A 24,186-nucleotide genomic window follows, 5' to 3' on the forward strand; every position below is an offset into this window, starting at 1 on the left:
GCGCTGCTGTTTATTCACCGCTGAGTCGAGCGCTATTTCGCTTATCGTAGCGGCGGTAAGTATTTCAGTAGTTCAAGCGGGTGTTCAATTTGAATATCGGCACCCCAGCTTTGCGGCTGATCAAACTCACGTATGTAGCCATAATTGGCCAGTACCGTTGTCATGCCCACATTGCGTCCCGCTTCAATATCACGTTCGGCATCGCCAACATACAGGCAGTGCGCCGGATCAATGCCCAGTTCGGCTGCGGCATGCAGCATGGGTTCGGGCGCTGGCTTGGGTATACCTACGGTATCCCCAGAAATACAGGTTTCTGGCGCAATAGGCAGGGGGAGTAATTGAATCAATGGGTCGGTAAAGCGCATCGGCTTATTGGTGATAATCCCCCACGCTAAACCTCGCGCGTTAATCTGCGTGATCAACTCGCTCATCCCATCAAATAACACCGTGTCTTGGCATACGTAGTTCTGGTAGTGATCGAAAAAACGCGCGAGTAAGGGCGCATATTCGGCGTCATCCGGTGTGCAGCCAAATCCCAATTCCAAAATGCCGCGTGCACCATGACTGGCTAAGGGGCGAATCGCCGCATAAGGCTGTGGCTCGCGGCCTTCTTCCAGTAGTAGTCGATTGAGCGCCCCAGCTAAATCGGGCGCGGTATCGGCAACGGTGCCATCGAGGTCAAATAAAACGGCGCGGATCATGGGTTTTTTTCTGCGTGGCGACGATGTAATTGACATCGGTGTCATCGCTTAGTTTGTAAATGTCGGTGATTGGGTTATACGTCATACCGGTAATGGCGACGGTATTTAAGCCTACGGCGCGGGTCATGCGCGCCAATTCAGACGGCTTAATAAATTTTTTATAATCGTGTGTGCCGCGCGGCAGCATATTGAGTACATATTCAGCGCCAAGCACGGCGAGCAAATAGGACTTTGGATTGCGATTGAGTGTTGAAAAAAAACACCCAGCCACCCGGTTTAACCAAGCGAGCGCAGGCCTCGATAATGCTGGCGGGTGATGGCACATGCTCCAGCATTTCCATACAAGTGACCACATCAAAGCTTTCTGCTTGCTCGGCAGCCAGTTGCTCAACGGGGATGTTTTGGTAGTTAACGCTTAAACCCGACTCAAATAAATGCAATTTTGCGACTTTAAGTGATTTTTCGGCCAAATCAATGCCGGTTACTATGGCACCGCGTTCGGCTAAGCCTTCAGATAAAATGCCGCCGCCACAACCCACGTCCAGCATGGTGAGGCCTTTGATGCCGGCGTATTGCTCAATAAAACCAACGCGCAATGGGTTGATTTCATGCAAGGGTTTGAATTCGCTGCTTTTGTCCCACCATTTATGCGCAAGAGCAGAAAATTTCTCGATCTCAGCTTGATCGACATTAATATGGGTATCGGTCACAACGGTATTCCTTATGAGGCTTAGATAGCAATACATTCCAAAGCGATATCAAACAGTCGGCAATTGCATCGATTAAACACTGGCCGAGAAGTTCAAAGCGATTGGCGAAAACAAAAGATAGCGAATCCTAGCATGCCTAGGCGTGTGCGTGCAGCTTGGTGCAAGGGGAGGCATTGCGGTATTTCTTACAGACGTAAAAAAACCGACCTAAAGGTCGGTTTTTCTATACTGCGAAGAGCTAATTACTTAGCTTCAACAGCAGAAGCAACGTCAGAAGCTGCTTGAGCAACGTTCAGAAGCTACAGCGTCAACAGCAGAAGCTGCAGTTGCTTCAACAGCAGAAGCTGCTTCAACAACAGCAGAAGCAGCATCAGCAGCTACTTCTTCTTTTTTACCGCAAGCAGACAAAGCAACAGCCAACAAAGCAGCAACGAGTAGAGTTTGTTTCATTTTTAAGACCTTTTAGCTAAAAAGTGAGGGTAATTTCAAAGCAAAGCAACAAAACATTTTGCTGACTTGATTCTAATAAATTTCTTAAGTTGTTCACACAACCGACAGAACGAATTCTAAGCACTGCCGAACAAAATGGCTAGTGCCCCAGCGGCAAAAACAGGGGGTATTTAGATTGAATCTCGCTACTTCGTGTAACCGCGTGTACAGCCTTATAAATAAAGGCGTAGCAGGCTATCTGCAGGGCTAGCTTGCTCCCAGAGTAGGGCAAAATCGTGTTGCAAATTCGCGACGACGTGCGGGTTTTCCCCAGTCTCGCCACGAAAGTGCGAAAAATGATGCCTTTGCATAAAAAATTGCCGGTCAGCAATAACAAAGCCTTTTTCTTGCCCGTAAGAAAAAGTCGTGACCTGGCGGATTTCAATTAAATGCGAAAAACGATCACGCAATTGCAATAGGCGTGGGCAGCGCGTGGCTAAAAAGTCGGCGTTTTGCACCAAAATTTTTAATCGCCCAGGTGAGGGGGCAGTAAAAAAAGCCCACAGCGCATCATGGCAAGCGCGACTATCAATATCGCTTTCACAATAGTCGCGCTCACAAAGAATCAGCTCGCGCTGCGCTATCCGTAACACATTAAGCAGTGCGTTCTGATATTCCAGCTTGCGATCAAACGGCGTTAGTGCTGCTCGGTTTGAGGGTGATGTAGCCATATTCATAATAAGTGAACAAGGTTTCTATAAGATCTTCAGTATAAACACCAGCTTCAAGCTGTCTATTATTTGCGAGTGTTTGTAATTCATTAATTGCTTCAGCAGGACACTCTAGTAATTCACCGTTAATAAAAATGGCCTCGTCACTGTAGAGCATTTGGCTTTTTAGGTCGAGCATCACGCCCGATGTCGCCACTGCGGCAGCAAAAAATCATCAAAGTCGAGCAATTCTTCGGTTTGATCAAAAAAACACATGCGGTGGCGGCTCTGTAAAGTAGCGACCAATAAAGTCTTTAACGCGCTCATCATTCCATTGAATGTTTTGCAGCATTTGGCTGATGCGATCGGTAAATTGCTCGTCAATCCGTGCTGGCACGCTGGTTACTGTGGCATCTGGGTCGGCATACATGCCTTCAAGGCAGAGTTCGTCTTGCAGGTACTCTAAAAATTTGACGGCGATTTCTTGTGTTTTTGGCGCGCGAAAGCCAATCGAGTAAGTCATGCCCGGTTCAAGTGCCACGCCGTAATGCGCGTATTGTGGCGGCAGATACAGCATGTCGCCATGCTCTAAAATCCACTCTTGCTCTGGATTAAAATCTTTCAGTACGCGAATCGGTGCATCTTCGATAAAGCCCTGGCATCATCGCTGGAAATTTGCCAGCGCTTTTTGCCGCCCACTTGCAATAAAAATACATCATACGAATCGTAATGTGGGCCAACCGTGCCACCGGGCGGCGCATAAGAAATCATTAAGTCATCAAGACGCGTGTAAGGTAGAAAATTAAAGCGATACAATAATTCAGAAATATGCGGAACTAAATGATTCACACTTTGGACCAAAATAGTCCAATCGGTCTCGCCAAGTCGCTTTAGGCGAGACGGAGTAAATGGCCCGCTTTCGAGTTGCCATCGCTCATTTTTGTATTCGATTAGACGAGATTGCACATCGTCGCGCTCGGCCAGTTCGGCTAAACGAGCGTAGTCGATGATTTCAGGGAAATCAGTCCACGCTTGGCGAATGAGCAAAGGTTTTTTTTGCCAATATTCACGTAAAAATTCTTCGGGTGAGATGGCGCCTAATAGTGTTTTACGCATGGCTGATGACTATAACGGAAAATAAGAAGTCTAATTATCGCACTGACTGGAGCATTTATGCTGAATTCTGGAGATGTTGCACCACAGTTTGCTTTGCCGGACGCACAAATGAATACGGTACAACTGGCTGATTTTTTGGGTAAAAAAATTGTTATCCTGTATTTTTTTAATGGCGATAAAACGCCAGGCGGTATTTTAGAAGCGATTGAGTTTTCTGACCGTGTTGCCGCATTCGCGAAATATGGCGCTGTTATTCTCGGTGTGAGCCGAGATGACTGTATGGCGCACGAGTTATTTATTGATGAACACGGGCTTGAATTTGAGCTGCTCTCGGACGCCGAGAGTGAAGTGATTGCCTTGTATCATGCGCAACACCGATGGGAAGCAAAGGGCATGGTAAGATACGGTATTGATCGCTCGACGTTTGTGATTGATCAAACGGGCATCATTCGGCATGCTTTCTACCACGTGACCCCCAAAGGCCATGCGGCTGAAATACTAGAACTCGTCAAACAGATCGAGATTCATTAACTATCAGGACTAAATACAATGCAAATTGCAAAAAATTCCGCAGTGACCATTAACTATGAAATGTACAACGCAGAAGGCGTACAAATCGACAAAACCGAAGAGCCAATTGCTTACTTGCACGGTGGCTACGACAACATCTTGCCTTTGGTTGAAGAAGCTTTGCACGGTAAAGCCGTTGGCGATACGGTTGAAGTAACGATGTCAGCTGAAGACGCTTTTGGCGAATTCGAGCCAGAATTGGTGCGTGAAGAAGACAAAGACGTGTTCCCACCCGAAGTTGAAGTCGGCATGATGTTTGAAGCTGATGATCCAATCTCTGGCGATGTGATCTTGTTCCGCGTAACTGAAATCAACGACGGCACTGTGACTGTAGATGGTAACCATCCATTTGCTGGCATGAGTATTCGCTTTGTGGCTTCAGTCGTTGATGTTCGTGATGCAACTAGCGAAGAATTGTCGCACGGTCACGTACATGGCGCGCACGGTCATCACCACTAAGATTTAAATGATTTGGTGAATAATGAGAAAAGGCAGCTTTGGCTGTCTTTTTTTGTGTCGGCTTTTTATCAATGAGTATTAATGAGCGGGCTGGGCTGTTCTTGTTGCAAACTTGCAACCTGCTGTCTGCATGCTTTTTGTTTGCTGCGCTAATCAAACCAAGCCATACAAGGATTTTGCTTTTTAACGTCGCCATTGATCGACTAGCACAGAGCAGGCCACTTGCACCAGATCCCCTCTTTACCCTAGTATTTGTGTCTATAAGCAGAAGGCAACACAAGATGTAGTGTTTTCTGCACAAATAACCCACAAAATTATCCACAAGCAGCGTGGCGAGCTTTTTGGCCGCTAGCTGCACGACTGGTGAACGAATGACTGATACAGCGAAACTTTCTCACATCACACTTGATGCCGCGGCCTACGCAAATTATAAAATTATTCGCCGTAATGGCTCGGTGGTGGCGTTTGAACCATCGAAAATCTCGGTGGCCTTAAGCAAAGCATTTATTGCTGTGCAAGGCAGCCATGCCGCGTCGAGCGCCGCCGTGCGCGATCAAGTGCATCTGCTGACGGATTCTGCCGTGTCGGCTTTGATGCGTCGCAAGCCAGAAGGTGGCGCGATTCATATTGAAGACATCCAAGACCAAGTTGAATTGGCTTTGATGCGCTCAGGCGAGCACGATGTTGCCCGCGCCTATGTGTTGTATCGCAGTGAACGTCAGCGTGAACGCGCCGCTGCCCGTCACGAGAGCGAGCCAGAACACCAGATTAATGTCTTGTTCGAAGACGGCAGCTTGCGCCCACTCGACTTAGACAAAGTAAAAGCCTTAATCGCCTCAGCGTGTACCGGCCTTGAGCAATACACCGACCAAGCCGTGATTTTGGCTGAAATGCTCAAAAACGTTTACGACGGTGTTTCTGCCGAAGAACTACGTAAATCAGCCGTATTGGCCGCGCGTACTTTCCTAGAAAACGACCCAGCCTATGGCTTGGTAACCGCGCGTTTATTGCTGCTCAATACCATTCGTCGTGAAGTTTTAGGCGCAGAAACCAGCCACGAAGAAATGGCAGAGCGCTACGCCACGTATTTCCCACAATTTATCAAAAAAGGGATTGCGGCTGAATTACTCGATGAAAAACTCGGTCAGTACGATTTAAGCAAAATGGCTGCGGCGCTGGATCACAATCGCGATTACCAGTTCGGCTATCTTGGCCTACAAACGCTATATGATCGTTATTTCTTGCACATCAATGATCAACGCATTGAATTGCCGCAAGTGTTCTTTATGCGCGTGGCTATGGGCTTGGCGCTGAACGAAGTCAATCGTGAAGAGCGCGCCATTGAGTTTTACAATGTGTTGTCAAGCTTTGACTTTATGTCTTCGACGCCAACGCTATTTAATTCCGGTACCCGTCACAGCCAAATGTCGAGCTGCTACTTAACCACAGTACCAGACGATTTGGACGGTATTTTTGAAGCGCTAAAAGAAAACGCCTTGTTGTCTAAATTTTGCCGGCGGTTTGGGCAATGACTGGACTTCAGTTCGCGCTATGAATAGCCACATCAAAGGCACCAATGGCAAGTCGCAAGGTGTGGTGCCATTCCTAAAAGTGGTCAACGACACTGCGGTAGCCGTGAACCAAGGTGGTAAACGTAAAGGTGCCGTCTGCGCCTACCTTGAAACTTGGCATGCCGACATCGAAGAATTCCTTGAATTGCGTAAAAATACCGGTGATGATCGTCGCCGCACGCACGATATGAATTCAGCCAACTGGATTCCTGACTTGTTTATGAAACGAGTGATGGATGGTGGCGAATGGACTTTGTTTAGCCCATCTGAAGTGCCTGATTTGCACGACAAAGTCGGTAAAGCCTTTGAAACCGCTTACACCGCCTACGAAGCTAAAGCTGGACGCGGTGAAATGCGCGTTGCTAAAACGATTTCGGCGCTGGGCCTGTGGCGCAAAATGTTGACCATGTTGTTTGAAACGGGTCACCCATGGATCACCTTTAAAGATCCTTGCAATATTCGTAGCCCGCAGCAACACGTTGGCGTGGTGCACTCCAGTAATCTGTGTACTGAGATCACGCTCAACACCAACGAAGAAGAAATCGCCGTATGTAATCTCGGCTCGATTAACTTGTTCAATCACTTGAAAAACGGTCAGCTCGACGCCGAAAAACTCTCGCGCACCGTGAAAGTAGCGATGCGTATGCTCGACAACGTGATCGACATTAACTTCTACCCAGTTCGCAAAGCGCGCACGTCGAACTTGAAGCACCGTCCAGTGGGCTTGGGCATTATGGGCTTCCAGAATTGCTTGCACGAATTGAGCATTCCGTATGCTTCGCAAGCGGCGGTTGAATTTGCTGACGTATCAATGGAAACCGTGGCGTATCACGCTTACTGGGCGTCAACTGAATTGGCGCAAGAGCGCGGCATTTATGCTTCGTACAAAGGCAGCTTGTGGGATCGCGGCATCTTGCCACAAGACTCATTGCGCTTACTCGAAGAAGAGCGCGGTGGCTACTTAGAAGTGGATCGCAGCTCACGTCTGGATTGGACTATGTTGCGTGATCGCATTGCCGCCTACGGTATGCGTAACTCCAACTGCTTGGCCATTGCGCCAACTGCAACGATTTCGAACATTGTTGGTGTGGATGCGTGTATCGAGCCGACTTACCAAAACTTATTCGTGAAATCGAATTTGTCGGGCGAATTCACCGTCATCAACGAGCATTTGGTGCGTGATTTGAAAGGCCTTGGTTTGTGGGACGAAGTGATGGTTTCTGACCTGAAATACTTCGATGGCTCAGTCGCGCAAATTGATCGTATTCCACAAGAATTCCGTGATTTATACGCAACTGCGTTTGAGATGGATCCAAAATGGTTGGTTGAAGCCGCAAGTCGCCGCCAAAAATGGATCGACCAAGCGCAATCGCTCAATATCTATATGGCCGGGGCATCGGGCAAGAAATTGGACGAGTTGTATAAATTCGCTTGGTTGCGCGGTCTAAAAACTACGTATTACCTCCGCACTTTGGCTGCGACATCGGCAGAGAAATCAACTGGTCGCGGTGGCGAATTAAACGCCGTCGCCGTGGATGGCACCAGCCACCCAACGCCAGTGACGCAAGCGGCGGAAGTGGTGGATAACACCCCAGCCACCGATGCGAAGTTCTGCTCGATTGACAATCCAGACTGCGAAGCTTGCCAATAAAACTGTAGGGTGGGTTACCTACCCACCATTGGTGAAATGGGTTTAAGTGCCTGCGGCACCTGTTTTTAGGTGCCGCTACCCGCGGCGGGGGATACTTTCTTTGCGTCGCCAAAGAAAGTATCAAAGAAAGGCGACCCGAGACGAACCCGGCTCCGCCGTTCCCTCGCGTGGCGCGAGCCAAACGATAGGGCTGTTTGTCTCCCTTCGTGCTCGGTGTTCGTTTTGACGGGGTTTAAGCCCCAGGCCAACCAGCGCGGCACAGCAGGCGTGTGTAAAGTCACTAACTGTAGGATGGGTTAGGCCGAAGGCCGCGTACCCACCGAGTCGCAGAGGTTCACCCCACCAATTCGCGAATGTTAATTGATGGGTATGTACTGGTAGGTTGATTTAAGAATGACGTTTAGCTGTATACCCTCGGTGCCGCTTTGCGGTGCCGATATTTAAATGGATTGATGAGTGCATTTAAATATCGGTCATCCCGAACTCTGTGTTGAAAGGTGTAATGAATGACTGAAACGCTGTCGCTTATTCGGGTGGTGACTTTGCTTTGTGTGCAGCAAGACCGTGTATTACTGGTGCGTAAGCAAGGATCGCCATATTGGATGCTGCCTGGTGGCAAGCCCGATGACAATGAAGCACCGCTCAAGACCTTGCAGCGTGAGATTCAAGAAGAATTAGGTGCCGATATCGTTGAGTCTCGCTGGTTTGGTCGCTTTAGCGCGCCAGCGGCCAATGAAGCGGGATTTACTGTGCAGGCAGAAGTTTATTGCGCTGCACTCACTGGACCAGCCCCCAAGCCAGTGCCGAAATTGCAGAGGCTCGCTGGTTCGATTTAAATCAGCTTGATTCAGTTAAACTGGCGCCTTTGTTGCGCGAGCATATTTTGCCCGCGCTGGTTTCAAAACGTAGTGTAGGTTAGGTCATCAGACCGCGTACCCACCAGCTCGCGGAAGTTAATTGGTGGGTATCTGTTTGTAGGTGTCTTTAGAATTAGCTTTGAGCAATATGCCCTCGGCGCCGCTTTTGCGGTGTCGATATTTAAATGGATTGATGAGTGCATTTAAATATCGGCGATCCCGAATTGAGAATAAATAGGAATGATTGTGAACCAACACCCGCTCGACCAATTGATTATGGCTTTGCCAAAAACCGAATTGCATTTACATATCGAGGGCTCGCTTGAGCCGGAGATGATGTTTGCCTTGCGCGCAAAAAAACGGTGTGGCGCTGCCGTATGCCGATGTGGATGCGGTGCGGGCGGCGTATCAGTTTGATAGTTTGCAATCGTTTTTGGATTTGTATTACGCCGGTGCGTCGGTATTAATCACCGAGCAAGATTTTTACGATCTGACTTGGGCGTATGTGCTGCGCGCTCACGCTGACAATATCGTGCACACCGAGATCTTTTACGATCCGCAAACGCATACTGCGCGTGGTATTGCTTTTGCTGTGCCGCTGGCTGGAATTCGCCGCGCTTTGGCCGAGGCCTTTACGCAATTTGGCATGACGTCCAAATTGATTTTGTGCTTTTTGCGCCACCTGAGCGAAGCCGACGGCTTTGCTACGCTCGAGCAAGCCATGCCGTATTTGGCGCAAATCGACGGAGTGGGTTTGGATTCGAGCGAATTGGGCCATCCGCCCAGTAAATTTGCGGCGCTGTTTGCCCGTTGTGCTGAGCTCGGTTTGCCTGCGGTGGCGCATGCTGGCGAAGAAGGTCCGGCCGCGTATATTTGGGAAGCGCTGGATTTACTCAAATCAACGCGGATTGACCATGGCGTGCGCTGCACGGAAGGACGCCGCTTTGGTGGCGCGTTTGGCCGCTGATCGCGTGCCACTCACCGTTTGCCCCTTGTCGAATTTAAAGCTGTGTGTGGTGATGATTTAGCGGCGCATAATCTACGTACGCTACTGAATGCGGGTTTGTGCGCCATGGTGAACTCAGATGATCCTGCTTATTTTGGTGGTTATCTCAACACCAATTTGCTCGCTTGCCGCGCTGCGCTGGATTTAAATAAAGCTGAAATCGTGCAATTGATTTTAAATAGCTTTGAAGCCAGCTGGCTCAGTGCCGAGCAAAAAGCCGCTTGGCAGCAAAAAGTGTTGGCCATTGCCGATGCGGCGGTTGGTTGATGTTTTGCTGTTCGGCGGCGTTATAAGCGCACTGCGGTCTGCGGCTAATTCTACGTAGCGAATGCTTTACTGATTGATGTCGCGATGCGCTCACGGATTGATCGCTCGCCATCACACTGCGACCCCAAAGGAGTTCAGCCATGCGCCGTCTATTTGCTCTATTTTGTTTGTGTGTTATTCACCGCTTGCGCCAGCCCATTGCCATTGCAAGATGGGCGGTTAAATCCACCCGCAGGGCAAGGGATGGTGCTGCTGTCGTTAACCGGGCAAGCCAATTATTTAATGGGCGCGTCGCTGAGCCTTGATGTCGCCGGCCCCGCGCCGCAGCAGCTCATTACGCGGCTGGGCACTGATATGATTCAAGCGCCCGGTAGCGAGGAAAACCCAGCGGGTAAGCTGTTTGCGCTAACCCTGCCGGCGGGGGAATATCGCACCAGCCAAGTGCGCGGCAGCTTTATTGTGGTTGGCGTGCATTCGGGCGAAGCGCGTTATGTGACTTTGCCACTCAATACGGCGTTTCGCGTGGTGGCAGGGCAAGTGGTGTATTTGGGCAATGTGAATGTGGCGCTGAATTTTGCTTCGACACTGCGCTTGAGTAATAGCGCAGAGCGTGATTTTTATGATTTAAAACAGCGCGATGGCGTGACCGATACCCGCAATATTTTGATCGAACCTTTGCGCATCGCGCAGTAAGGAGACGGCCATGTTCAAATCGTTCAGATCGTTCAAATTAATATTGAGAGCCATGCTGGTGCTGCTACTGAGCGCCTGTGCCAATCTGCAGTTGCCGGTGGTTAATGGCCAGCTCACGCCAGCGGCCGAGCAAGGCTTGGCCATTATTGGCCTCACGGCGCAATCGTTTAATAACGACACCGCCAGCGCCAATTTAACGCTGCAAGGCCCTAGTGGTAATATCAACCTGTATACACGGCTAGTCACTGATTTTATTCGTGCGCCGGGCGATACCCCCAATGCAACGGGCAGGTTGTTTGTCGTGCCTTTGCTGCCGGGCCAATATCGCGTCGTTGCGGCCGATGGTCAATGGCGGCGAGACAGTATGAATTTAATGAATATGTACCAATACGTGACCGTGCCGCTCAATCTGCCGTTTCAAGTTAAAGCCGGTGAAGTGGTGTATTTGGGCGACGTTCACCTGAATATGAATTATGACTCGAGCGTGAATTTGAGTAATGATCACGCCCGAGATTTTTTTGATCTGCAAGCCCGCCACGGTGTAAGCAATTTTAACAATATCGCAATACAGCCGCTCAATCGCGGCCTGAGTCAATAAAGGAAAAGCAATGATTAATTTTGATGACGAAGTGATCGCCAGCCCTCGTGCAACGCCCACCGCTACCCCAGCTGCGACGACTAAACGCATTAGCGCCGACGATAAACGCGTAATCAATGGCACCACCGACGTCAACCAATTGGTGCCATTCAAGCACAAATGGGCGTGGGAAAAATACCTCGCGCAATGCGCAAACCACTGGATGCCGCAAGAAGTAAACATGCAGCGCGACATCGAGCAATGGAAAACCGGCCAACTCTCAGAAGACGAAATGCGTCTGGTTAAGCGTAACCTCGGATTTTTTGTTACTGCCGATAGCTTGGCCGCCAACAACATCGTGCTCGGTACGTATCGCCAAATCACCAGCCCAGAATGCCGCCAATTTTTGCTGCGCCAAGCGTTTGACGAAGCCATTCATACGCATGCATATCAATACATTGTGGAATCTTTGGGTTTGGACGAAGGCGAAGTATTTAATGCCTATAACGAAGTGGCCTCAATCAAAAATAAAGACGATTTTTTAATCCCATTTATTAATGTATTGACCAATCCAGAATTCAAAACCGGCACATTAGAAACCGACCAGCAATTATTGCGCTCGATTATTGTTTTTGCCTGCATTATGGAAGGCTTGTTCTTCTATGTGGGCTTTGTGCAAATCTTGGCGCTTGGCCGTCAAAACAAAATGACCGGCGCCGCCGAGCAATATCAATACATCCTGCGCGATGAGTCGATGCACTGCAATTTTGGTATCGATTTAATCAATACCATTAAAATGGAAAATCCAGAATTATGGACCGAAAGCTTTAAAGCTGAATTGGTCGGTTTATTCCAACGCGCGGTGGAGCTGGAATACGCCTATGCCGAAGACACCATGCCTCGCGGTGTATTGGGCTTGAATGCAGCGCAATTTAAAGAATACCTGCGCTTTATCGCCAACCGCCGCATGCAACAAATCGGCCTCAATGAATTATTCCCGGGCGTGACTAATCCATTCCCATGGATGAGTGAAATGATTGATTTGAAGAAAGAGAAAAATTTCTTTGAAACTCGGGTGACGGAATATCAGACGGGTGGGGCGTTGAGCTGGGATTGATTTTAACAAAGGTGGTGTTCCATAACTCAAAGATTGAAATTTTGTAGCCAAAAGTTGAAGTTTTGCTAAGTCAAAGATTGAAATTGACGGAAAAGTTTTGGGTTCTTGATCCCCCAAAAAAAGCCCACACATTTGTGGGCTTTTTTTTTTGCAAGATGGCTATCTTTTGCATGTACAGTGAAAGGCTGATTTTCGGCCTTATGTGGAGTCCTACAAAATTGGCTTAACCAGGCGCTGATGAACGCAATGGGAATGCATTTACTAATTTCTAACAAGATGACCGACGGCCTAGAGTGGGTGTGCGAGCATTCCAATTTAATACAAGCCTATGCCTCTCTCTTCATCCCTCATGAATTCTGCATCAATTTGCCTGTTGATATAGTCAATATGATTTTTAATCCAACGCCTAACATTGGCATTCTCATGTTCGAGCAAGGGGTTTAATGCTGCTTTGTCAGATTCCAAGTACGGGACAAGTGAACCCGACCAACCTCGCGTCCCCATATTGGCATTAAGCGCACTGGTTACGCGTGGATCATTGCCAAACTTCTCCAGCAACGCTACAAATAGAGTCGTTGGCTGCCGCTTATTCTCGATGTACTCGAAGATATTCGTACAGTGAGCAACAAAACTTGGGCCCAGTTGTGGATATTTTTCACACCATGCAATTACACTGCCTACGGGCAAGACTGACAGTACACTTGGCATCTGGATAGAAAAACTGTTTTCGCGATCTAGTAGCTGTTGAAGCCAATACCGCTCCACTCCCTCAGCTTGGATGATGGCATCGCCAAATATTGGCCAAAGCACAGGCCCGTAATCCCTCATTAGCTCAAGTAACAACGGCTTGATATAGTTTGTGATATCTCCGTGATTAAAACCGTTCCGGCAAGCCACAATTAGCTGATTGGACAATGCAACGGCAAACGCCTCATCTGGTTCCTTCAACAGTTTTTCTGCCAAGTCATGCCAGTGATTGAGATTTGCTGCTGTTCCTTCTTGTTCTTTAGGTAAGGGGGCAGTTGAAACCAATTGTTTAAGTGATTCACGTAGCTCCTCAATTCTGCCATCGTTACCCAAGCAATACATATAAATCACATTTAGTGATGACCAGCAGGCTTGATCTCCAAGTCCTGCCAGCTTTAAACAAAAGCTAGCAATGACATTAGGGGGGATGCCATCAGTTACACTGCCATAACTTAAGGAAGTTGCACGATTAGGTAAAATAGTACCGCTACGGATTAGGGCTAACAGTTCCTCGAGGTGATGTTGTTGAATGCTACCTGTGCGAATAAAGTCTGGGTAGAAATACACAAGTTGCGGATCACTCAGTAACCGATCGATATTTTGCTCCCAGTTTTCGCTCGATTGTTCAAAAATTCCGCGATAAATCCCAAGAGCGAAGCTGGGATTTGCGTGCTTGATAAATAACATTTTCTTAAAGGTGCACTCTATAAGCAGATTTGGATCCTCGGTCTTCTGAGCAAGCTGATAGCCAAATGAATAAGCCTGCTTTTGCTCACCCTGCAATAGCAAATGCAGATGTGGTAATAATTCATCAATACGATTAGCCAGTTCATTAGCTAGGCGCTTAGCATTTTCTGATGCTATGTCTATGTAGTGTCCATCCTCTCCCTTTCGATGCTCCCAAGGTGGATTAACCACCAGGATTTTGAGCTGTACAGATAACTCCGCTTTATCCGGGCTCAACAGTTCAAGCCAGCTGTTCAATGCATCCTTTGCCTCTTTCCTCATTCCCTCTGAATCATACTCAAACGTGTTTTTGATACTATCCAATGCAGCAGGCCAGTACTGACCGTTTACAGAAACAATATGTCTGATAGCCAAATCCAACATTTCAATTCGACCTCGCGCCACAAGTCCACGAATCGAATGACCAATACTGAATAATACTTTTTGTTTTTGCTCTTCACCGCGTTCAAACAAAATTAGTAATAGAGCATAAGCCTCTTGCCAATAGTCAAAAATCTCTTGCCAAATTTCGGGCTGCCATTCTTCGAGCGGTGCTTTGGCGCCCTGGTACTCAGCCCCTACCGTTCGGCTACCACCGTGCGTATCAATTGCCAGTTCAAGAGCCTCAAGCAATACCATATCAATATGAGGCTGATTCAAATCTAATGCTCTTTTTATTAATGCAAATCGACTTTCAGGTTCAGCTGATGTTCCCGAAAGACGAATGCGGTATAACTGTGCAAACATGCCTGTTGCATTATTGCTCCAGCTCTCATTTTCAGCCGATGCTAAAAGCAACATACACCAAGCTGCTTCTAGGAATATCTCTGCGCGATACACACAGCTTTTCCAGAGCCCATACTAGATTTCGACGAGTGTCACCTTCGATAGCAAGTAGCTGATAATGGTCTAGGCTTTCAAGTGCTTTGTACAAAGCTGCACAAGTAGCTTCGGGGTTTACACTCACAAAAGCGCGGAAGAGCCTAGAACCCCGAACCGACAAGATCACTCCCGCTTGGCCAAAAGGGCCTTGGGGCCACACAGTTTTTCTGTTAGTTTTTTTACATCAGTATGAAAGTCCATTTTTTCAACCTGATGGCAAAATCCATCGACCATACCTTCAGGTATGCCATCAACAAGCGCCAGCTGTGTCGCCTCTCTAGACTTGCTCCACCACTGCCCAGCCAATCGAATAGCTAGTGGTTTTGGCACCACCTGCCCAAACCGCCCTCGGCGATCTATCAACCCGCGATCGGAATATTCATGGACACATTCATAAACTTGATCAATGTTGATATTTACCAGATCAGCGATAAACTTGAGTTGATTTTCTGCTTCTTTTTCAACGCCAAATACATCAAATAAAGAGCATGCCTGCAAAATCCTCAATTTCTCTGGATTTTCATGTTCATGACGACGCCATAGTAATTTGTTTGCTAACTCGTCTTCTGTTAATTCGCCAATTTTAGGATCTTCAGATAATCTAGCTTCAGCCAACAAAACTGCCATCTGCGGAAAACCCTGAGCAAAAGCAACAATCCTATCGAGATCAGGCAGTCGATCTTGGTACGTAGGGTTTAGTAACAGCAATAACTCTTCATTTGACATTGGATCCAACTTAAAACACACAGTAGAGTTTGAAACGGAATCAAAGTTGTAGTCCAACGTCAGTAAACTAATATGACTATTTTCACGGCGAACTTCCTTTACGAGGCTTTCGTGTAAACGGTATTCGCAGTTATCGACAATTACTATTGCTTTTAAACCTAGTCCAACCCAATCAGCAACTAATGCATCAATCGTAGGTGCGTGATTCGCATCAACATATACGACAAGGCATTTGAGGTTCTCGTTTTCTTTGAATAATTGAAAAGCTGTTCTGGTTTTTCCAAGTCCTGACAAGCCCATTAGCCGTAGGCACGATTTTGGCTGCTCTATTTTTTTCAGATAAAGCTACTGATATGTCCTTTCTGCTCCCTACGGTAACAAAATCAAGACGAGAAAGCTCCTCGTGCTCGCTCCATAAATTGAAGGTTTTTAACCCACGCTCCACTGGGTTACCAATCCAATTTTGAACAGATACCACTGTTGGTATAAATAGATTTACCCATGCGGCAATTTGGGCTGCATCGTAAATTTTAATTTCACAGGTATCTGCATAATTTTTACCCTGTTCTTTCAATTTGCTTCGTACTGCTGAGATGCGCTCATTTTTTTGTTTAGTGTTAAGCTCTTGAGTTGTAAAAACAATATAAGCCCCACCTTGGTCGAGAACCTCTTCTACTTTGGGTTTCAATTTTCTGGGATTACCCTTTATCTCCGCAGCCATAATTTCATCAGCATAAGCCGCAGCCCCCATCTCGGTGGCTTTATTTTGAAACATGGTTAAACGATTCGGTAAGTAGTCTGTTTGTTCTGGCCCACCGTTCCAGCTAATACGCCCATCTTCACCACCATCACCTACTCGTATATTTAGTGCTACCTCAACTGACCTCTGAGTTATGCCAAATTTGTAGGCCTCAGAGCGCAATAACTCATTAAGCAGCTGTGTTAGCTGAATATCATTTAGACGGTTTATGTCCGCCGATTCAATTTTGAATGGTTTTGTCAATTGGATAACCCTAAAAGGTAGCCGGAGGCAAGATATACAGCCTGAATCAAAGTATTCATATCTACAATGCCATACCGCCTAAGCTGACGTTCGAAATCATTGTTGAAGCCCAATTATTCCAGTTATAGTGTTTGCCCGCAGCTTTACATTGGCGCCTTCTATGGCAAGTGGTTTGTCAACGAAGGCCGAGCAGCACTAGAATTCATCTCAAACAACTAAGGCCGCAACATGATGGTTTGCGGCCTTTCGTTTTTATTGACACCGCATCGATCCATCAGCCTAAGCGGACGGTTATGCTCCGCTCGAAAGTACTTAGACGATCGGTGGAGATTCAGGTTGTAAGCGCAGTGCTTGTCTGGTGCTCACTCTAGGTCTAACGTCTACGAAAATTTCGGAGATTGTATCTGCACTGTTTGATGACTCAATCAAGCGTAAGCTGAAATTTTCCAAACGCGAGTCGTGCACAACTAGATAACCTAGATGACATGATCGATTCTCCATGTAGTGGTGGATCTGATCTTCACCTGATGCGGCATACGCACTGGAGTACCCGAAGCCACACATTTTTAGCTCTACGATGGCTGTTAGTCCCCCTTCAAATTTCAAAAGCAAATCTAGTCGACCGGCTCCGGTAGCCAATTCTTCGAATACTGAAATTTTTGAATGAAAGCGAGCTTTCAAAAAAGTGTGTAGAAGATCTTGAGCTCGCTTTTCAGGGCGCGTTACCCATTCATAGTCTTTCTTATCATGGGGACGAGTCCAAAATACCATTCTTTTGTCTGCTGCGACGAACTCGGCATATTCTTCTAGCGCCTGTTCTAGTTCGTTACGAAGCACTGGTGTTGGCTTCACTATCTCGCTGGAAGCGTATGTCTCGATAGTCCCACCTGAATTTAGCGCTCGCTCTCGCAGATCGAAGATCGTACTGCGTAACTCTTCATTTGATCCTGTTAGTTTTAGTGCTTTTGTAAGTGCCGATACTGCCGCGCTATGGTTGCCAGCTTCTACTAATGAGCGTCCGTACGCATAAAGTAGTCCAGGCTTCTCCCCATGCTTTTCGAGCTCGACTTTCAAAAATGCAGTCGCGGCACTCCAATCTTCAGCTTTCCAGAGGCAATCAACCAACATATCCCTTGATGCTATATCCAACGGATTGTTTTCGAAGATGCGGCGAAGCCAAGATGCCGCTCGGGAAAACTGACCATCCTTTCGAAGGACGGTTGCAATCGCGAGCTGGATAGGATACTTTGCTTGTTCAGTTACCTTATGATGCTCTTCGATTTCCCTTAGAAGAGCCTCAAGCTTGCTGAGCCTATCTGAAATAGAAAGATTGGGGTCGAGTGTTGCCATGGCAACAACAGCGCCGGAAATCAGTTCGCTATTACCATAGGCTCTCACATCAGAGAGCAATGCCTCGCCCACAACCCTATCAAAATTGTTGAACAACTCGGCGATGCGGCGTGCGAGAGCATAGTAGCTTGAAGAGATCGCATCCTCTTGCCTCTTTGCTTCCTCATCGAAGTGCTCGGATATTTCGGTTTCCCCATTGTTTTTCGCGGCTATCGACGCTAGATGCAAAGAAGAAATTAGCTGTTCCTCAACCCCTAGAACGTCTCTGCGTAGAGTAATTGCCTGCTCTGCTTCCGTCCGTGCTTGTTCCCACGTTTGTAGTGCGAGGAAGCAATTGCCGCGCGCGCATGATGAACCGCGGCCTTTAGTTCAGAACCAACCAAATCGTTGCGATCAATTATCCCCATCATCGCATCAAGTTGTTTGAGTGCTGTATCGGGATTTTCGTGTTCCAGCATCCGAGATAGGTGCATCAAACTTGTTGCGGCCTCAACTTTATCACCTGCCTCAAGGAACGCATCAACAGAGAGTCGAGCTGCCGACCTCGCGTCGGAGTCACTGTGTGGTAAAGCTAAGCTAATATTTCTCCATACCCATGCGCGTTCACCTGGGCTCAGTCTTTCGGGGTGTTTGGCAAGTTTGTACCACATAGACAATGCAGCCTCATCTTCACCCCGGTCTTTAGCTGCAATGGCACGGATATTTTCGAACGATGCTCGTTTGGCCTCGTCATTGAATGCGCTATCACTCAATAGAACTAGTGCATCTTGCTCAGCTAGGCCATATTCTCGTAATCTGTATGCTACTGCTGATCGGGTTTCACACACCAACCATCGCAATTCAGTATCGAGGGTTTCAATTTTTATCCGTTGAAGCGCCTCCAGCAATGCAGGAGGTGGAGGAGCGAAAAACGCGAGACCTTCACGCCCGTTCTTGACTGTTTGAGCTGCGCAGATATAGTCATTTTCGGCTGTCAATCGGAGGATTTCGGATGCGAGGTCGTTGGATGCCTTTAAGAAGATACCTGAAACAGAGCCAAAAATGTCTTTGGATAAAGATGAGTCTGCGTCAGTGTATGTGTGAAGAGGTTTGTATTCCCCCAAGGTCAAGCCACTTGAGAAATCGAACTGTATGCTCAGCTGGACATCGGCAAGCGGAAGCACCTCGACATCATAGTTCGCAGTCGTGAGTTGGAGTTCTATCAAACGTCTAGCTTCGGAGAAAATTTGATCAAGTGGCAATTCGGATGGTGCAATGGTTACACTTCTAAGCATCTCAGCTATCGTATTGGCTTGTGGATTTTCACCGGAGACCGAAAATAGCACGCCCCCTCCAGTGATCACCTCTATTGTGATCTTGGCGACTAATTGACGAGTTGCCTTCTGGACAACGCTGAGACGGATTTCCGGCAAATTTGAACCTTCAACATTATGTATATTGTCCATGTGACGTTGTCCTCGATTCCGGTGGTATCAAATCTACTAGTTGATCGGTTATTAAGATTGTTTGGTAATGTTTTCAAACATTTCTGGGTCAACCAATTCTTTCAATGGCACGCCCAGCCCATCGGCTAGCATGCCCATATTGTCGATTGAGACGTTTCGTTCCCCTCGCTCAACTTCTGACACATAAGTTCGGCTCAGCCCCGTTTGTAGGGCAAGTGCTTCCTGCGAGATATCCCGCAGTCGTCTGGCTGTTCGCAAATTTCGCGAGAAGATGGCGCGTGCAGATGTTGGATTTATGGCGTTTTTCATGCCAACTAGCATCACAACTTGCTACACGATTAACCACGCTATATCGTTGCATAAATGATAACTATAAGTGACTTTAATGTCGCTTAAGATGGATTTATGCAAACTTTGCGCGATAAAAATTCTCAACAGAACCAACAATATGAGACTGTTCATGTAAATGGTCAGCCCATTACGCTCCAGACGAATCGATGGGAAGTTCTGGATCAGCATAAATGGGATAAAACCAAAGTGACGGTTTCAGGCGGCGGCGGATATGTCGGTCCCTATGGTGGCTATGTCAACGCACCCCAAGTGCATACGCGACAGATTGCACAGCATGAAATTTGGCTAAGGGATAGCGACGGCAAAGAGGTTCCTTTGCATTTGGCTAGCCACAACTTCCCTGTACGTCCTGGGCATCAGTTAGTGTTATACGGGGCCAGAACCAAGAAACAATCCTATTTAGTTGGTGTCAAGAACATGACGACCGGCACTCAAATAAGGATGCTGAATTGGCAGTCGGTTCTTGCGCAGGCCTGTGTACTGACCGCACCATTGTGGTTCCGTCTCTCTGGCTTGGCACGGTTAATTTTGCTGTTTGTATTAGGTTGGGTGTGTGCTGGATTTCGGCTGCGCTGATATGCATGAGTGTAATTGAAACCTACCCGCAGCTTTTGCCAGCAAAATTGCAGAGCGTGCAGCTAAAGCAACAATTAAATTCGATTGAAGACAAAGCGCTGGAGCAGAAATTGCCAAAATCAATTCAGCGAAAACTAGAATATGAAGCCGACTCGATTCGGCATCAACTCCAACAAACATCGGAGTCCGTAAATACCAGTCTGATCATTGTGCTTAACGGCCTTGGTGGGGTGATGTTTTTGGTCTGCCTCACCCTTTTGATCGGAGCAAGTCGCTCCTACAAGAAGGAACTGCTAAAAGCAGAGCAAGCGTTAGAACATCAAATGCAGGGCTTGCTAGCGCAGGTTTCATGAAGAAACCACTGCTGCTCTGATGCTGAGTCCGTCAATACGCCATGGCATAAGTAGCTCTTCACCCATCTGTTTTATCTGCATCTTCCCTCAACATGGAGCCACGGCTTGATAGAAAGCGTGGCTCTTTTTCAATGCACCACCTGCGAACAGTGGGGTGCTTCAGTCGATATACGTATTTTTTTTCATCAAAAATTGCTGTTGATTTTTGTTGAGATATATCACACGTGTTTTCTTTAGTGAAATATAAGAATTTAGTGATTGTAAATGTCTTTGCTGTATTTGGTTTTAAAGTTTTGTTGGTATTTATAAGGTAATAAAAGTTATTTAATTTTTTGTCGTGTTGAATTTATGTTTTTAGTTTTTGTTGATATTTTTCTAGTGTTTATTTTCATTTGATTTGATAATATTTCGTTGTGTTGCTGCAATTTAGGCTTGATATGGACGATTTCATCGATGCAAAAACTTTTGCTAAGAAATTTGGCATGAGTGTCCGTAAACTCGATTATTTAATCGAAAACGGAGATGTGCCACGCCCAATCAAAATCGGCAACAGTCGTCGCTGGTCAATCGCTGAGTTGGAACAGTGGATATCACAAAAACTAGAAGAGGCTAAGTTGCCACCTTCGAAGTAATGTATTTGTGCCGGTGGATTGGAATGAATAATCCAACGGGTCGTGATGCAGTTTAAAACTGGAGGTACGAGATGAATTAAATCTGCTTAGTAGTATTCAAGGAGAGCAGAAAAGCAAAACCCCAAAGTTCTGGAAAACTTTGGGGTTCACTATGTGTTTTTAGATAAAGCGTCGCAGCTTAAAAAACAAACACATTCTGGCTTTTCTGAAACAGGGTGTCAAGCATATTTATGCCCTGAATGCCCTCTCTCGTCCGATTGTTTTGTATGCCTTGTTTTTAGGGCTAAATCGACAGGAAAAGTCTATGTTTCAGAAAATTTGGATGCTTCAGCATCATGATGGACATGCGCCAAAATCCCCGTGCTTCCCATGCATTTTTATGTCTTGGGAGCACTCATGCTAATTCCCTCAGTACGAAAAATTCATAATCACCATAGCTCGAAAGTTATATCACACATCTATAGCTTCAAAATAAATAGCCTGATTACTTGTGAAAGTACCTTGGAGCGAGATTGGTTGCTACATCTGGAAGCGAATCCAGACGTTCAGCGTATTGTTAGCCAGCCTATCCAGTTTCGTGTTTATCACGAAAATAAGTGGCGTCGGTACACTCCGGATTTTCTTGTGGAGTGGTCGCCTAAACTTGGCGAATTGCCAACGATTTATGAAGTCAAACCGTATGAAATTGCCAGTACCGCTGATTGGGATAGTTACTTCAAGTCGATTCGAGAGCTACTTCTAGGGCTTGGATATCGCTTCGAGGTTGTAACCGAACGTCAGATTCGAACCGAACCAACACTCGGTAATCTCAAAATGCTTCGTTTATACGCGAGTGAATTTATTAGCAAGCAAGAACGCCAAGAGATCAGCCTTGCAGTAGGCAACGTGTCAGCTTGTTCAATTCATCACTTGGTTGAGTTACTTGGTCGATCTGCACTGGCGGGCATATATCGTATGCTCTGGGATGGCGAGCTGCGTTATGAGCGAAGTTGTAAGTTGTCGATGGCAACGAATCTCTGGGTTCCTGAGGGAGGTGTGCGATGACATTGGCACTTCAAGAAGGCTTATCGGTTCTGCTGTACAACCAGCATTTTCGTGTGTTGAAAGCGATTCCTAACCAGGCAGTAACGCTATTGAATGAGCGCACATCAAATATTCGGGAGATTTCACGCGATGTGATAAATGGTTATATCCAGGAAGGTTCATTCAAAGTGCTTGAAGGACAGGACATTATCAAGCGTGCTGATGGGCTTCCGCCAATTCCAGCGGCGTTGCCTGAGCATCATCGTGCTGAATTGTATCGTCGTTTGCAATATGTAATAACGGCAATTGAGCAGACCACAGCATTTTCTAACAAAGCTCAAATGAGTCAAATAGCGACTGCAGTGGCTAGCACTCTCGGTGATTTTAGTCAGCCAAGCCCTATTACATTTTATCGCTGGTGTCGCACCTATACGGATAGCGGGCAGGACATCATGAGCCTAGTTCCACGCACCGCTAATTCTGGTCGTAGATGTGGCCAAGTTGCGGATGAAGTCATTGAACTATTTTTTGATATCGTGGATGAGTTCTTTTTAACCCGCGCCAAGATGAGCCGTTCGAATGTTCATGCAGTACTGGTTGACCGGGTCTTGGCGATTAATGCGCAGCGTGATAAAGCAAATTGGCTGCGACCAATCAGCTTTAATGCATTTTGTCGCTGGATTAAAGAGCGCATTGATCCTTTCCTCGTGATGCGGCGACGAGAGGGCGTGGCGTTCGCTACTCGTTATTTCCGACGCCGTGATCGAGGTCCTTCAGCGTTATTTCCGATGGAGCGGATTGAAATTGACCACACTGTATTGGATGTATTGATTGTTCATCCTATTACCCGGGCATTACTCGGGCGTCCAACTTGCACCGTGGCAATTGATCGGCGAACGCGCATGGTCGTCGCAATCTATCTGGATCTTGCGCCACCATCATCGGTTGCTGTGCTGATGTGTTTACGGCAAGCCGTTGAAAGTAAGCAGGGCATTTTGCAACAAATTGGTTGTGAATCGATGGCTTGGCCTGTTGAAGGCCGAATGCAGCAAATTTGTATTGATAATGGCCCGGAGTTTCATGGCAACCATTTCAAACGATTCTGTGGTGACTTGGCCGTTGATATCCAGTATTGCCCACCTGGGAAACCTTGGTACAAAGGTGCGGTTGAGCGTTTTTTGCGTACTCTGAATTTGGGGCTGATTCACTCATTACCAGGCACAACCCGCTCGAATCCACGTGATAGAGGTAGTTACCCGTCAGAAAAACTTGCCAGTTTGACCCTTGATGAGTTGCGCAACTTGGTTTGGAAATGGGTTGTTGTGGAGTATCACAATCGCCGCCACAGTGAACTTGGGGAAACGCCACTGCAGGCTTGGAATGCTCTGATTGAGGAGCATCCGATTCCCAAATTGCCCGAAAGTCTGCAACTGGAAGTGGAGGCCAGTTTGTCGTTTGAGGTGGCTGTTCGCAATGGCCGAGTTCAGGCGAAAGGCCTTGTTTATGAGCATCCTTACTTGGTTCACCTTCAGGAGCGCCTGGATGGAAAAACCATGTTGCGGGTCAATCCAGACGACGTGACTCAAGCCTATCTCTACGATCCAAATAATCGCAGTTTAATTCAACTTAATTGCTTAACTGATTTGGCTGAGCCAGGGATGTGTTGGCTAGATTTTCAAACACTGCGTAAGCGCCGAAATGATTGTGGCGATCAACAGGACGAAACAATTCGTCGAGCTCGTGTGGCTCTCATTGAAGAGAGGCACCAATGCCATCTGTCCGCTGAGCAGCAACTGAAAAGCAAGGCACGATCTAAAACCAAGCAGCGAGGGAAGTCTGCTTCTGTGCCCACAGTTTCTACGCCAACTGCTCCGAATCATAGCGCTTCTCCAATGCTGGATGACGCTTGGTCTGTTGGCACACTAAAGGATTAAATTC

The 24,186-nt window shown here is 47.1% G+C and carries 26 protein-coding genes and 2 pseudogenes; 14 read left to right on the forward strand and 14 right to left on the reverse strand.

The features are described 5' to 3' along the window. Window positions 1–41 precede the first annotated feature (41 nt). The 7 genes and pseudogenes from GKO28_RS15350 to GKO28_RS21775 form a co-directional block, all read right to left on the reverse strand. On the reverse strand, window positions 42–701 hold the full coding sequence (locus tag GKO28_RS15350) for an HAD family hydrolase (protein ID WP_182076940.1): 660 nt from the start codon (window positions 699–701) through the stop codon (window positions 42–44). Next, a pseudogene (ubiG, locus tag GKO28_RS15355) lies at window positions 679–1,447 on the reverse strand (bifunctional 2-polyprenyl-6-hydroxyphenol methylase/3-demethylubiquinol 3-O-methyltransferase UbiG). The gene GKO28_RS15350 and the pseudogene ubiG overlap by 23 nt, the downstream one beginning before the upstream one ends. Before the next feature lie 234 nt (window positions 1,448–1,681). Then, window positions 1,682–1,861 carry a hypothetical protein gene (locus GKO28_RS15360; protein WP_247646582.1) on the reverse strand — a complete coding sequence of 60 codons (180 nt, stop codon included), beginning with the start codon at window positions 1,859–1,861 and terminating at the stop codon, window positions 1,682–1,684. A gap of 212 nt (window positions 1,862–2,073) precedes the next feature. Continuing rightward, window positions 2,074–2,493, reverse strand: coding sequence for a hypothetical protein (locus tag GKO28_RS15365; RefSeq protein ID WP_203564207.1), 420 nt, complete (start codon window positions 2,491–2,493; stop codon window positions 2,074–2,076). Window positions 2,494–2,527: 34 nt separating this feature from the next. Next, window positions 2,528–2,767, reverse strand: a complete 240-nt coding sequence (locus GKO28_RS20395; protein ID WP_247646583.1) for a winged helix domain-containing protein — start codon at window positions 2,765–2,767, stop codon at window positions 2,528–2,530. A 45-nt stretch (window positions 2,768–2,812) separates the two neighbouring features. Next, on the reverse strand, window positions 2,813–3,199 hold the full coding sequence (locus tag GKO28_RS21770) for a JmjC domain-containing protein (protein ID WP_307839115.1): 387 nt from the start codon (window positions 3,197–3,199) through the stop codon (window positions 2,813–2,815). Beyond that, on the reverse strand, window positions 3,172–3,666 hold the full coding sequence (locus GKO28_RS21775; RefSeq protein ID WP_282099335.1) for a cupin domain-containing protein: 495 nt from the start codon (window positions 3,664–3,666) through the stop codon (window positions 3,172–3,174). Before GKO28_RS21775 ends, GKO28_RS21770 begins: the two co-directional genes overlap by 28 nt. 57 nt (window positions 3,667–3,723) lie before the next feature. On the opposite strand from GKO28_RS21775, the gene GKO28_RS15375 reads away from it, so the two are divergent. From GKO28_RS15375 to GKO28_RS15390, 5 genes are all read left to right on the forward strand, one after another. Then, entirely contained in the window at window positions 3,724–4,197 is a 474-nt protein-coding gene (locus tag GKO28_RS15375; RefSeq protein ID WP_182076942.1) for a peroxiredoxin, read from the forward strand. Between the two features lie 18 nt (window positions 4,198–4,215). Next, a complete protein-coding gene (locus GKO28_RS15380) occupies window positions 4,216–4,695 on the forward strand; it encodes a peptidylprolyl isomerase (protein WP_173534471.1) in 480 nt (159 codons plus the stop codon). A 371-nt stretch (window positions 4,696–5,066) separates the two neighbouring features. Next, window positions 5,067–6,227, forward strand: coding sequence for an ATP cone domain-containing protein (locus tag GKO28_RS20400; protein ID WP_247646584.1), 1,161 nt, complete (start codon window positions 5,067–5,069; stop codon window positions 6,225–6,227). Between the two features lie 19 nt (window positions 6,228–6,246). Further along, window positions 6,247–7,917 (forward strand): ribonucleoside-diphosphate reductase subunit alpha, encoded by a 1,671-nt coding sequence (locus tag GKO28_RS20405; RefSeq protein ID WP_247646585.1) that lies wholly within the window; start codon window positions 6,247–6,249, stop codon window positions 7,915–7,917. Window positions 7,918–8,423: 506 nt separating this feature from the next. Next, window positions 8,424–8,753 (forward strand): NUDIX domain-containing protein, encoded by a 330-nt coding sequence (locus GKO28_RS15390; RefSeq protein ID WP_203564208.1) that lies wholly within the window; start codon window positions 8,424–8,426, stop codon window positions 8,751–8,753. A gap of 117 nt (window positions 8,754–8,870) precedes the next feature. Here the strand turns inward: GKO28_RS15390 and GKO28_RS15395 are convergent, their stop codons facing one another. Beyond that, complete coding sequence (locus GKO28_RS15395) at window positions 8,871–9,077, reverse strand: hypothetical protein (protein WP_182077542.1); 207 nt, start codon at window positions 9,075–9,077, stop codon at window positions 8,871–8,873. Window positions 9,078–9,168: 91 nt separating this feature from the next. Between GKO28_RS15395 and add the strand changes: the two are divergent. From add to GKO28_RS15415, 4 genes and pseudogenes are all read left to right on the forward strand, one after another. Further along, a pseudogene (gene add / locus GKO28_RS15400) lies at window positions 9,169–10,047 on the forward strand (adenosine deaminase). Between the two features lie 84 nt (window positions 10,048–10,131). Further along, window positions 10,132–10,740 carry a hypothetical protein gene (locus GKO28_RS15405; protein WP_182076943.1) on the forward strand — a complete coding sequence of 203 codons (609 nt, stop codon included), beginning with the start codon at window positions 10,132–10,134 and terminating at the stop codon, window positions 10,738–10,740. A gap of 10 nt (window positions 10,741–10,750) precedes the next feature. Continuing rightward, entirely contained in the window at window positions 10,751–11,338 is a 588-nt protein-coding gene (locus GKO28_RS15410; protein WP_182076944.1) for a hypothetical protein, read from the forward strand. A 10-nt stretch (window positions 11,339–11,348) separates the two neighbouring features. Further along, entirely contained in the window at window positions 11,349–12,434 is a 1,086-nt protein-coding gene (locus tag GKO28_RS15415) for a ribonucleotide-diphosphate reductase subunit beta (RefSeq protein ID WP_182076945.1), read from the forward strand. A gap of 315 nt (window positions 12,435–12,749) precedes the next feature. Here the strand turns inward: GKO28_RS15415 and GKO28_RS15420 are convergent, their stop codons facing one another. The 6 genes from GKO28_RS15420 to GKO28_RS15445 form a co-directional block, all read right to left on the reverse strand. Further along, complete coding sequence (locus GKO28_RS15420) at window positions 12,750–14,708, reverse strand: hypothetical protein (protein WP_182076946.1); 1,959 nt, start codon at window positions 14,706–14,708, stop codon at window positions 12,750–12,752. A 204-nt stretch (window positions 14,709–14,912) separates the two neighbouring features. Next, window positions 14,913–15,809: a hypothetical protein gene (locus GKO28_RS15425; protein ID WP_182076947.1), complete on the reverse strand. Its 897-nt coding sequence runs from the start codon at window positions 15,807–15,809 to the stop codon at window positions 14,913–14,915. Beyond that, window positions 15,727–16,518 carry a hypothetical protein gene (locus tag GKO28_RS15430; RefSeq protein WP_182076948.1) on the reverse strand — a complete coding sequence of 264 codons (792 nt, stop codon included), beginning with the start codon at window positions 16,516–16,518 and terminating at the stop codon, window positions 15,727–15,729. Before GKO28_RS15430 ends, GKO28_RS15425 begins: the two co-directional genes overlap by 83 nt. Window positions 16,519–16,830: 312 nt before the next feature. After that, entirely contained in the window at window positions 16,831–18,096 is a 1,266-nt protein-coding gene (locus tag GKO28_RS15435; protein WP_182076949.1) for a M48 family metallopeptidase, read from the reverse strand. 26 nt (window positions 18,097–18,122) lie between these two features. Beyond that, complete coding sequence (locus GKO28_RS15440) at window positions 18,123–19,313, reverse strand: hypothetical protein (RefSeq protein ID WP_182076950.1); 1,191 nt, start codon at window positions 19,311–19,313, stop codon at window positions 18,123–18,125. 51 nt (window positions 19,314–19,364) lie between these two features. Then, window positions 19,365–19,622, reverse strand: a complete 258-nt coding sequence (locus tag GKO28_RS15445; RefSeq protein WP_182076951.1) for a helix-turn-helix domain-containing protein — start codon at window positions 19,620–19,622, stop codon at window positions 19,365–19,367. Between the two features lie 96 nt (window positions 19,623–19,718). On the opposite strand from GKO28_RS15445, the gene GKO28_RS15450 reads away from it, so the two are divergent. The 5 genes from GKO28_RS15450 (at window position 19,719) to GKO28_RS15470 (ending at window position 24,182) form a co-directional block, all read left to right on the forward strand. Further along, on the forward strand, window positions 19,719–20,240 hold the full coding sequence (locus tag GKO28_RS15450) for a hypothetical protein (protein WP_182076952.1): 522 nt from the start codon (window positions 19,719–19,721) through the stop codon (window positions 20,238–20,240). A gap of 5 nt (window positions 20,241–20,245) precedes the next feature. After that, window positions 20,246–20,593, forward strand: a complete 348-nt coding sequence (locus tag GKO28_RS15455) for a hypothetical protein (protein WP_182076953.1) — start codon at window positions 20,246–20,248, stop codon at window positions 20,591–20,593. 437 nt (window positions 20,594–21,030) lie between these two features. Beyond that, complete coding sequence (locus tag GKO28_RS15460) at window positions 21,031–21,225, forward strand: AlpA family transcriptional regulator (RefSeq protein ID WP_182076954.1); 195 nt, start codon at window positions 21,031–21,033, stop codon at window positions 21,223–21,225. A gap of 396 nt (window positions 21,226–21,621) precedes the next feature. Continuing rightward, entirely contained in the window at window positions 21,622–22,269 is a 648-nt protein-coding gene (locus GKO28_RS15465) for a TnsA endonuclease N-terminal domain-containing protein (protein ID WP_203564209.1), read from the forward strand. After that, window positions 22,266–24,182 carry a Mu transposase C-terminal domain-containing protein gene (locus GKO28_RS15470; RefSeq protein ID WP_182076956.1) on the forward strand — a complete coding sequence of 639 codons (1,917 nt, stop codon included), beginning with the start codon at window positions 22,266–22,268 and terminating at the stop codon, window positions 24,180–24,182. Before GKO28_RS15465 ends, GKO28_RS15470 begins: the two co-directional genes overlap by 4 nt. Window positions 24,183–24,186: the final 4 nt, after the last annotated feature.

Source organism: Deefgea sp. CFH1-16 (assembly GCF_016881365.1).
In the GTDB taxonomy this organism is placed as follows: domain Bacteria; phylum Pseudomonadota; class Gammaproteobacteria; order Burkholderiales; family Chitinibacteraceae; genus Deefgea.